9 protein-coding genes and 3 pseudogenes are annotated in these 9,462 nt (G+C 43.1%); 4 read left to right on the forward strand and 8 right to left on the reverse strand.

Annotation, left to right across the window (positions count from 1 at the left end):
- Positions 1-52 precede the first annotated feature (52 nt).
- A complete protein-coding gene (rbfA, locus tag MiAbW_RS10550; protein ID WP_151696087.1) occupies positions 53-439 on the reverse strand; it encodes a 30S ribosome-binding factor RbfA in 387 nt (128 codons plus the stop codon).
- Positions 440-480: 41 nt separating this feature from the next.
- Positions 481-678, reverse strand: a complete 198-nt coding sequence (locus tag MiAbW_RS10555; RefSeq protein ID WP_002737592.1) for a DUF751 family protein — start codon at positions 676-678, stop codon at positions 481-483.
- A gap of 675 nt (positions 679-1,353) precedes the next feature.
- Here MiAbW_RS10555 and MiAbW_RS10560 point away from each other — a divergent pair.
- Positions 1,354-2,739, forward strand: a complete 1,386-nt coding sequence (locus tag MiAbW_RS10560) for a carbohydrate-binding protein (RefSeq protein ID WP_151696088.1) — start codon at positions 1,354-1,356, stop codon at positions 2,737-2,739.
- Between the two features lie 295 nt (positions 2,740-3,034).
- Here the strand turns inward: MiAbW_RS10560 and MiAbW_RS20685 are convergent.
- The 3 genes and pseudogenes from MiAbW_RS20685 to MiAbW_RS10575 all read right to left on the reverse strand — a co-directional run.
- Positions 3,035-3,109: pseudogene (locus tag MiAbW_RS20685) on the reverse strand (DUF751 domain-containing protein); the annotation flags it as partial.
- A 142-nt stretch (positions 3,110-3,251) separates the two neighbouring features.
- Positions 3,252-4,457: an FtsW/RodA/SpoVE family cell cycle protein gene (locus tag MiAbW_RS10570; protein ID WP_151696089.1), complete on the reverse strand. Its 1,206-nt coding sequence runs from the start codon at positions 4,455-4,457 to the stop codon at positions 3,252-3,254.
- 70 nt (positions 4,458-4,527) lie between these two features.
- On the reverse strand, positions 4,528-5,472 hold the full coding sequence (locus tag MiAbW_RS10575; protein WP_151696090.1) for an isoaspartyl peptidase/L-asparaginase: 945 nt from the start codon (positions 5,470-5,472) through the stop codon (positions 4,528-4,530).
- Between the two features lie 277 nt (positions 5,473-5,749).
- On the opposite strand from MiAbW_RS10575, the pseudogene MiAbW_RS10580 reads away from it, so the two are divergent.
- Positions 5,750-6,088, forward strand: a pseudogene (locus MiAbW_RS10580) (helix-turn-helix domain-containing protein); the annotation flags it as partial.
- Between the two features lie 94 nt (positions 6,089-6,182).
- Entirely contained in the window at positions 6,183-6,368 is a 186-nt protein-coding gene (locus tag MiAbW_RS10585; protein ID WP_151696092.1) for a hypothetical protein, read from the forward strand.
- Between the two features lie 143 nt (positions 6,369-6,511).
- Here the strand turns inward: MiAbW_RS10585 and MiAbW_RS10590 are convergent, their stop codons facing one another.
- The gene (locus MiAbW_RS10590) at positions 6,512-7,720 is read right to left on the reverse strand and encodes a 4-hydroxy-3-methylbut-2-enyl diphosphate reductase (protein ID WP_151696093.1); all 1,209 of its coding nucleotides are present in this window, start codon (positions 7,718-7,720) and stop codon (positions 6,512-6,514) included.
- 94 nt (positions 7,721-7,814) lie between these two features.
- Positions 7,815-8,288 (reverse strand): CRR6 family NdhI maturation factor, encoded by a 474-nt coding sequence (locus MiAbW_RS10595; RefSeq protein ID WP_151696094.1) that lies wholly within the window; start codon positions 8,286-8,288, stop codon positions 7,815-7,817.
- 494 nt (positions 8,289-8,782) lie between these two features.
- Between MiAbW_RS10595 and MiAbW_RS10605 the strand changes: the two genes are divergently transcribed.
- Complete coding sequence (locus MiAbW_RS10605; RefSeq protein WP_238707247.1) at positions 8,783-8,941, forward strand: hypothetical protein; 159 nt, start codon at positions 8,783-8,785, stop codon at positions 8,939-8,941.
- 280 nt (positions 8,942-9,221) lie between these two features.
- Here the strand turns inward: MiAbW_RS10605 and MiAbW_RS10610 are convergent.
- Positions 9,222-9,398: pseudogene (locus MiAbW_RS10610) on the reverse strand (IS1 family transposase); the annotation flags it as partial.
- Between the last annotated feature and the right edge of the window lie 64 nt (positions 9,399-9,462).

A 9,462-nucleotide genomic window follows, 5' to 3' on the forward strand; every position in this document is an offset into this window, starting at 1 on the left:
TATTCAGTTATCAGGAGACAGGGGACAGGGAGAAAAAAGACGGCTAATAGTTTTATTCCTCTTCGGAATCGTCATCTTCTGGGGGTCGATCGCTTTTAATATGATCAAGAAGGTGTAACATTCGATCGCCGCGTTCAAGGGAAGAATCTTCTAGGAAGACCACTTCGGGGGTACGTCTGAGACGGATGCGTCGACCGAGTTCGCGCCGGACGAATCCCGCGGCAGCTTTTAACCCAGCCATAGTTTCGGCCTTTGCCGCTTCGTTGCCGTAGATAGACACAAAAATTCTAGCGTGTTGCAGGTCGTGGGAGAGATCCACATCGGTAACGCTAACCATACCAGTGCCGACGCGATCATCTTTAATTTCCATTAATAACATTTGGCTGACCTCGCGCTTAATTAGCGAGGACACGCGAGATACTCGACGATCGTTGGCCATAATTTTCGTCCCCTAAAAACAGCGAAACCCTTACCATTGTATCAAGCTAATCCGAGCATGGCTTTGAGGGTGAAATAAAGAAAGGCGAAAGTTCCCCCCAGAAAACCCACAAGTGCGATCGCTGTGAGGGGATTTTTTAATAAAGGGGCTAACCAGCCGAAAAAGGCGAAGAAAATCCCTAAACTAAAGCTAATCAGATAGCGGGGGTAACGGCTCACGTTATCAAAAAAGTCGCCCATAAATTTTATTTATTATCTTTGTCCGTAAGTAATTATAGCAGTAAGCTTCGATGCTGCCACGCCGTCCGATTAATGGGACTTAACAGAATCTATAGACTTTTGTACTATTTAGTGGTATGACTATCTGGCTGAAGAGAAATACGGAATCACTCTACTCTAGATCAAGTTAAAGGTACAGCTACTTTCGAGCTTGCGACGGGCATCGATAGATGCCTGAATTTGGGCTAACCAAAAGAGGATAATTAATAGCCGGATGACAGCGATCGAATATCAAATCTTTGTGGAGAGAGTCAGGAGTTCCGCCGACTAATAAGGGATTTTTAAAACTTAGCTCCAAACTAACTTTTGGATGGCTGCAAGGTTGGCATTGATACCTTGATTCAGCAACGACTAAGAATGCGGTGCTGGGGTAGAGGGTGATTAGATGGATAAATTCTAATTTTTAAGAAAATCTTAAAAAGGCTGTTGTATGGAAAAAATCCGTCTAGGATTACAGTTATGCTCGTCGAACAGTAAGCTCGATAATATAGCGTTTACTGTTCGCAAGAGGTACATTATCGATATTAAAAAGCTTAATCAGCAAAGGTTAAACTGTGCCACACAGGCATGAGAAACGCTATAAGTTCGCAAGAATAGTTAAAATTAAACACTTATTTCCTAATTCATGTATATCCCATGTTAAAAATTGCCACAATTCCCTATCCAATTGCCACAAAATACAAAAGCTTGTTTGAACAGGCAGAACCAATAGTAAAAAACTCTATTTGGTTGAACTGTTTTGCTCGTGGTGTCGACGGTCGTGTTTATCGAAAGTGGTTCGACAACAACGCCGGGTGGAAACCATCTAACTTTGATTGGCAGCCGCTTGGGGGAGGGATTACGGATTACCCAGTGGCAGTGGCATGGTCTAGCAATCGACTGGATATTTTTGCCCGCGGTGTCGATGGTGCTCTGTATCACAATTATGGAAGTAACAACAATAAACCTTTAGCAGGATGGGAACTACTGGGTGGTCTGATTCAAGGTTCTCCTACAGTTGTTTCTTGGGGAAATAATCGAATCGATATTTTTGCTCGTGGCACGGATAATGGTATTTACCACAAGTGGTGGGATGGGAAGGGATGGAAACCCTCACAATTAGATTGGCAACCCCTGGGGGGTAACACATCTGAGCCTCCTGCCGCAGTAACATGGTCTAAAGGTCGTTTAGACATTTTCGTACTCGGTTTAGACGGGAATGTGTACCATAACTATGGAAATGGCAATCCTAACAACTGGAGCGGCTGGGAAACACTAGGTGGCTCACCGTTAAAAGGAGCGCCAACGGTTGTTTCTTGGGGGGCTGAGAGGATTGATATTTTCGTCCGGTCGTGGGATGGTAGCATTAAACACAAGTCATGGGATGGAGTATTTCCCTGGAAACCATCACAATTAGATTGGTATGATGTAGGTGGTCCGATTAACACCAATAGACCTGGTACATCTGACCCTCCTGCTGCGGTTGCATGGTCAAAAGGACGGCTGGACGTATTTATACGCGAACAAAAAGAGGGGGCTGTGTATCATAATTATGGCGATGGAAGTCCTGGCAGTTGGAGTGGATGGCAATCACTGGGAGGCAAAATCCAAGGACCTCCTACAGTTGTTTCTTGGGGAACTAACAGGCTTGATATTTTTGCCCGTGGGATGGACGATGGTGTTTGGCACAAGTGGTGGGATGGCGTACCCCCCTGGAAGGGTTGGGAATTATTGGATAAACCAGTGAGTCCATCAATCGTTGTTTCTACTACAAAGAATCAAACTGGTGGAGCCATAAGGGTTAGCGGTAAGGGTTTTACCCCTAGTGGAAGAGTCAAGTTCTATGTTGAGAATCTAGTCAATCAAAAGAATCCATTCCATCTGACAGAAGATCTTGCAGATGCACAGGGACAGTTTTCGGCAGAAACTAATTTCTTCCAGGCAAACTGTTGGCCAAATCAAGTTAATCCTGCTGTAATTCGCGCAGTTGATGTGGTGACTGGTGCATCAGCAACAGGGACATCAAATGCTTATACTTGCTAATTGTTTATTAAGTTTGATCCCATCGCCTCGTAGCGACTGTTTTGATTGTCAAGGGGTAATTAAAAAAAACTCAAGCAGTTACCCTAAAACTCAAAATCTCAAGCCGAAAAAAAGCGCAGGAAAAGCTAAGCTGATCAGGCTAAACTCAAGCAGCTACAAACCCTAATCAGAGACAAGAAGGGGTGTGATACTAAATCTGGTTATTAAAGACTGATTATCTATTACCCCTTTTGTCTATTGCCTATTGCTTGTCCTGATATGTAGCCTATACTCAACGGATTTACTGTCAATCTCTGGCGAAGAAAATCCCTAAACTAAAGCTAATCAGATAGCGGGGGTAACGGCTCACGTTATCAAAAAAGTCGCCCATAAATTTTATTTATTATCTTTGTCCGTAAGTAATTATAGCAGTAAGCTCCGATGCTGCCACGCCACCCGATTAACGGGACTTATACCAATTTTCTTTAAGTACCTAAGCAGAAGCGTCAATTCATTGTGCAGAGATTCAACGATTAGAATCCATCCTTTGAAAAAGATGGAGACTTCAAAGAGACAGTTTTCTGAGGACTTTTTCTGCTAGTGGGAACTGGCTCTAGGTCATTTTCTTCCCTAGCCACCCGGATTAAGAGGGCTGCTAAAAAGAGACTAGCTAAACTGGAACTGCCGCCATAACTAAAGAGAGGGAAAGGTAAGCCAGTAGTGGGTAAAGAACCGGTGGCCACACCGATATTTAACAGGGATTGACCGATTAAAATTACCATCGCCCCGATCGCCACTAATTTTTTGATGCGATGACGACATTTAACCGCCACGATCAGGGCGAGGGTAGCGTAGAGAAATAGCATGATTAACAGTAAAATACCGCCAATAAAACCAAATTCCTCGCCAAAGACAGCGAAAATAAAATCCGTATCCGGGAAGGGTAGATAAAATAATTTTTGTTGGGATAAACCGTAACCGCTGCCAGTGGTTCCGCCAGAACCGATCGCCAGTAAACTCTGCACTAATTGATAACCATCACCCCGGGGATCCTGCCAGGGGTCTAAGAAAGATAAAATCCGTTTTCTCTGGTATTCGCGGAAAGTAACACTAACCACGGCCATAGTTACACCCAGTAAAGCGGTGCTGGTCATGTAAGATAAAGGCAGACCAGAGGCAAGAGCGATCAGCCAGAGAGTTATACCACACAGAGCAGTGGTACTTAAGTTAGGTTGTAAGAGAATGCCCGCTAGAATTAGCCCAAAAATAGCGATCCAAGTTAACCGTTGATTGACATTTAAACGCGGCCAACCACCGAAAACCGCCGCCCCTTGCAGGACGAGAAACGGTTTCATCAATTCCGAAGGTTGCAAGAGAATCGGCCCGATTTTAATCCAACGGGTGGCGCCGTTGATATTAGCTCCCAAACCGGGGATGAGAGTGATCAAAATTAATCCTAAAACTAATAAAATCATCCAGGGGGCGATTTTGAGAAGTTTCTCGATCGGCAATCGCACCAGGAAATTAAAGCCAATTAAGCCAATCCAAAGCCAGATTAATTGGCGGATAAAATAGTATAGTCCGTTATCAAAGCGACTGTCAGCCAGAGCGTAGGAAGCGGAAAAAAGCACCACTAACCCGACTAACAGCCACAAAAAAGTCATCCAGCGCAATAATCGCGCCTCGGCTGACCAGTTTTTCACATCGGGGTCAAAAATAGGAATAATGTATTGCCACACGGAGATTTTTGAGAAGAACTATCTTGTACAGATTAACCGAAAAGACTGGGCTCGATCGCAGTTTGTTCCACTATCCGACGGCTACATGACCGATTAAACCCACATTTTCACCGTGCCATTCTAGGGTATCACCGATCGCCTGACCGTCGTGATAGGCAGCCAAGAGAATTTCCGCAGTTTTCCCCCAAACAATATTACCCTGACGATCAAGGGAAATCATGCCCAGATCCCGACCATTAGTTTGGGATTCGCGCATCGATTTCTCCACGGCAGCGGCGAGGGAAAAACCATCGGTGACGCGAATGACCACCTTAGCGGCTAAACACTCATCGATAATATCTTCCCCGACCCCCGTACAACTTACTCCCGCCCATGGATTCGCATAATTGCCGGCCGGCATCGCACTGTCACTAACGCGACCGATTCTTTCTAATCCCTTCCCCCCGGTAGAAGTTCCGGCGGCGATGTCTCCTTGCTGATCAAGAGCCACCACCCCGATAGTTCCCCGTTGCGCTGACGAGTCGGCAAATAAACGGGCCATTTTGCGATTAAAATTCGTCTTTCTTTCCTCCATCCATTCCTGAATCCGATAATCGGTTAGGGGATCATAGAGGGGAATTTGTAATTCTCTGGCCAGATCTGCAGCCCCAATTTCCGAGAGAATGCGATCCTCTTGACTTTGGAGAAATTGGGCTAGGCTAATGGGATTCTGTACCCGCGAGACGTTAATGACACCGCTTAAACGCTGGTGACGACCATCCATCAAGGCTGCACTCATTCGCACCTGACCGTCCGATTGCACCACCGAACCAGTCCCGGCATTAAATCGCGGTTCATCCTCCAGTAACATACATCCTTTTGTCACCGCCTCTACAGCACTAGCACCATTGTCAAGGATGTTGTAAATATTCTTAACAATCCCCCGGAGAGAATCGCGCACTGATTCTAAACCACCCTTGTCCTCTAGGGAACTCGCTCCCCCATGAATAATTAACTTCGGATTTACTCTGGTCATTATTGTCCCAACTTCACATTACCGATCAGATCTAAACTATCACGTTTAAGCTGTCCGCACATTTAAATTGGTCTATGGGAAATGGGGTGATGGGGAAGGGGGTGTGGGGAAGTGGAGTCTGGGGAGAACAAATAAAAATAATCTCCTGAATACTAGACCTCTTGCATAACTTTTTTATGGTATGATCGAGGGATATGCTTTTTTATCGATTTTTAGATGGAAGTGGAAAAAAGAATAAAATGTGATCTGAGGTCAGGAAATCATCCATATTTTTGCTATGTTTATTAGCAAAAATATGGATTATCAAAACTTATCATCTGAACAGTTCAAACGCCGTTTCGGCGTGTATAAACAAACCTACAGAAAGATGGTAGAATCAGTAAAAAGTGTTGAAGCTGAATCTAATTCAGTATCGAAAAGAAGACCGAAACCTAAACTATCTATAGAAGAACAAGTTTTGGCAAAGTTAGAATATTGGCGAGAATATAGAACATATTTTCACATTGGTACAAGCGGTCAAATATCAGAATCAACTATAGTTCGGATTGTAAATAAGACGGAAAAAATGCTTTTACCATCGGGAAACTTCCGTTTAAAAGGAAAAAAAGCTTTACTGGAATCTATCAGTAACGGAAAAAAGGAAGAAGAAATCCTAGCAATGATTGCCGAAAAGTTAAACTTAACTCAAGAGGAAGTGTTAATCTAAGTAAATGCGCTTAAATTCTAATTATTTAAAGTCTCTTTTTTTCAGTTTCCTATTAGTCACCGTGTTAGTTTATATATTGCGCGGCATGGGAATATTATCTTTTTTACCAGGAGGATTAATTTTGTTATTAATTCTCTCTTCCGTGGTGACGGGAATTATCTACGGAATCGATAAAACCCGACGTTTTTAGGAAAATATTGGCTCTTCCTTCCAGACAGAAACGAGAAGAACCCAACGGTTCTAAAGTCAATGTCAAGATAGATTGCAGTCGTTAGTTTGTCAGCAATCCCACGGATAAAAATATCTTGCCAAAGGCTAACACACCCAGGCTAATTAACCGGGGACTAAAGAAGATTTGAGCGCAAAAATTTTCTCGATTACCTCTTCTACCACCTTATCGGGAGTGGAAGCACCGGAAGTCACTCCGACGACAATTTTTCCCTCATTTAACCAGTTATCGGTGATGATTAAATCGCCACCTAAAGGTTTATGTTCGATGCGATTACCGAGGAGAATGCGCTCGGCGCTATCGATATGATAGGAGGGAATGGCACGATCAATCGCTATTTCCTGTAGGTGAGTGGTATTAGAGGAATTATAACCGCCAATTACCACCATTAAAGAAAGCGGTTCTTTCACCAGTTCAAACATGGCATCTTGACGCTCTTGAGTGGCATCACAGATGGTATTAAAACTCATGAAATGATCTTTAAAATTGATCGGTCCGTACTTTTTCAACATAGTATGCTCGAAGAGTTTGCCAATTTCCTCCGTTTCACTTTTCAGCATCGTGGTTTGATTGGCAATACCGATATAATCCAGATCGCGATCGGGATCGAAACCCTGGGAATGGGCATTTTTAAACTTCTCTAAAAACTCATTTTTATCGCCACGGTGGAGAATATAATTAGCGACATAATTAGCTTGAGCTAAATTTAAAACGATTAGATAAGTGCCGGCAAAAGAGCTAGTGGCGATCGTTTCTTCGTGATTATATTTGCCGTGAATAATCGAAGTATGGGCGCTTTTTTTGTGCTTTTCCACGGAATTCCACACCTTAGAAACCCAAGGACAAGTGGTATCCACAATCATGCAACCCTTGTCGTTAAGTATTTGCATTTCCGAGACACTAGCCCCAAAAGCGGGTAAAATCACCACATCCCCCGATTCCACCACACTAAAGTCTTTTTGGCCATTTTCCACCGGAATAAAACCCACAGCCATGGATCGCAGACGCTGATTAACCGAGGGATTGTGAATAATTTCGTTAGTAATCCAGAGACGTTCCTGGGGAAAATGTTGACGAGTTTCGTAGGCCATAGCGACTGCGCGTTCTACCCCCCAACAAAAACCAAAAGCTTGAGCGAGATAGATCGTCACGTCCCCCCGTTGTAAACGATAATTATTTTCACGAATTTTTTGGATCAGGTCGCTTTGATACTCATTGGTCATCGCATCCATTACTTCCTCTTTATGACCGAATCCCTTGCGGTTATAGTTATCCGATTGCTGTAGGGTACGTTTAAAGGATTTTGTATCCATGATTCTCTGATAGGGGTATTGGTGGCGCTAAATTGGGCGAGACAGTAGCTTGTCATATATTTAAAATACCTTATCTAGTCAGCCCAGGGAGTCTTTAGAGACTAGAGAGAAATTCCTCATCGATATCGTAACCAAACTGTTGAGCGAAAAATTTTAAGCGAGATAAAGCAGGAATTTGCTGACTTTTCAGCCAATCAGACAAAATAAAGAGTTTTTGCATCACAAAAATCTCTAAAGCTTCGGGATTATATTGAATTCCTTCACCGCGATGGAATTGATGGGGGACCAACATAGCAGCATAACGAGCAATTTCTCCATGTTTTGGGTCAAGAATAAAGATTAACCAGGGATAAACCGCATCTAAACGCAGAAACCACAGTCTGACTTCCGGTATCTCCGATAATTCCCGCATATCACCCTCCGCACGAGGATAATCTATATCTAATTGTAGAGCTTGCTCCAGTTCGGCGATCGCTGATCGGGACTGATAATCTTGAATAATAGTCTCTAAAGATGAGAGATCGAGATTTTGAATCTGATTGGGTTTAAGAGCGATTTTTACGGTCATAGGGGCAAATCAAAGGTTATATCGGGCGAAATTACTGTTTTTTATCCCTAGATCGACAATGATCTATCTGAGAAAATACTCTCAATCGGGACAAAAAAACTAAGTATGACTATTCTCTCACTCCAGAGCGAGAGAGGGAAACCGGACTAAAATCCCCAGGGTTGGATTTCTCCTACAATTTAACCTCCCTTGCACACCAGGGTTTTTTAGATTGATAACTATTAGCTTGACGGGTAAACATAAGGTAATATCGTCCTCGTTTGCTCATCAGTTCTGTGTGGGTTCCTACTTCGCTAATTTTACCGTTTTCGAGAACAACAATGTCATCTGCCAGTGGACAAAGGGTTCTTCTTGACTTTGTGTGATAATTTTTGCTTATAAAATCGTGAAATCTTTACTGGGAAACACTTTTAGGACTATTTTGTTAAATAAACTATCAGTATAGACCTCGTTTCCACACAGAAACCAGAAGAGCCAAATATATTCCCTGTGGCATTGTTGATGAGGATAAGAGCCGACTTTATCTTAACTTTGGAGGTTATTACAAAACGAGTGACTTTATGATAGATAGTCTATGTCAATGGTGGGAACCCCTGAGTGAAACCGAAAAACAAGCGATATCCAACTGTGGAACATTGGGAGGGCGGAATTAAGTCAGTCCCGATGTCAAAGTTGGCACCGCCAAGCATGAAAATATGATAGCCTCCAATTAAGGCTAAGACAAAAAGGTTGTTCCCTCAAAAGAGCTTTCTAGCCTGAGAGTCAGTCGAACCAAGATACCCAGAGGCATCCCCAATTGTCGCTACCAACCCTTAACCAAGGTCAAGGTAAGCACGCCAGTCAGAATCTACCAGTAGAGGTATCCATGTATTAGCCCCACTCACTCAGAGCAGGGAGGAAAGGCTGGCGGGCGTTGCTGAATTAAGCTATGAATCAGTAAGGAATAGGCACTTCTTGAAACTTCAGATAATGAATTAATAAACGAATAGAGTATCCTAACATTTCTGTAGACTTAGAATAGCAGATTGTTTTGCGATGTAATCGGGATAGATAATGTCTTAAACGTGTGTTCTCACCCTCTACTCTGGTCATATAAGTCTTACTAAGTACCTAAGCAAAATTAATTACACATTTCGATAAAGCTTTTGCCTATTGCCTATTGCCTTTTGCCTAT

The sequence above is a fragment of the Microcystis aeruginosa NIES-4325 genome (genome assembly GCF_008974145.1).
GTDB lineage: Bacteria > Cyanobacteriota > Cyanobacteriia > Cyanobacteriales > Microcystaceae > Microcystis > Microcystis aeruginosa_G.

Bases quoted from the DNA above. Each gene is read 5' to 3' on its own strand.
- rbfA (WP_151696087.1), bottom strand. From the start codon at position 439: ATGGCCAACGATCGTCGAGTATCTCGCGTGTCCTCGCTAATTAAGCGC.
- MiAbW_RS10555 (WP_002737592.1), bottom strand. From the start codon at position 678: ATGGGCGACTTTTTTGATAACGTGAGCCGTTACCCCCGCTATCTGATT.
- MiAbW_RS10560 (WP_151696088.1), top strand. From the start codon at position 1,354: ATGTTAAAAATTGCCACAATTCCCTATCCAATTGCCACAAAATACAAA.
- MiAbW_RS10575 (WP_151696090.1), bottom strand. From the start codon at position 5,472: ATGACCAGAGTAAATCCGAAGTTAATTATTCATGGGGGAGCGAGTTCC.
- MiAbW_RS10585 (WP_151696092.1), top strand. From the start codon at position 6,183: ATGCGCTTAAATTCTAATTATTTAAAGTCTCTTTTTTTCAGTTTCCTA.
- MiAbW_RS10590 (WP_151696093.1), bottom strand. From the start codon at position 7,720: ATGGATACAAAATCCTTTAAACGTACCCTACAGCAATCGGATAACTAT.
- MiAbW_RS10595 (WP_151696094.1), bottom strand. From the start codon at position 8,288: ATGACCGTAAAAATCGCTCTTAAACCCAATCAGATTCAAAATCTCGAT.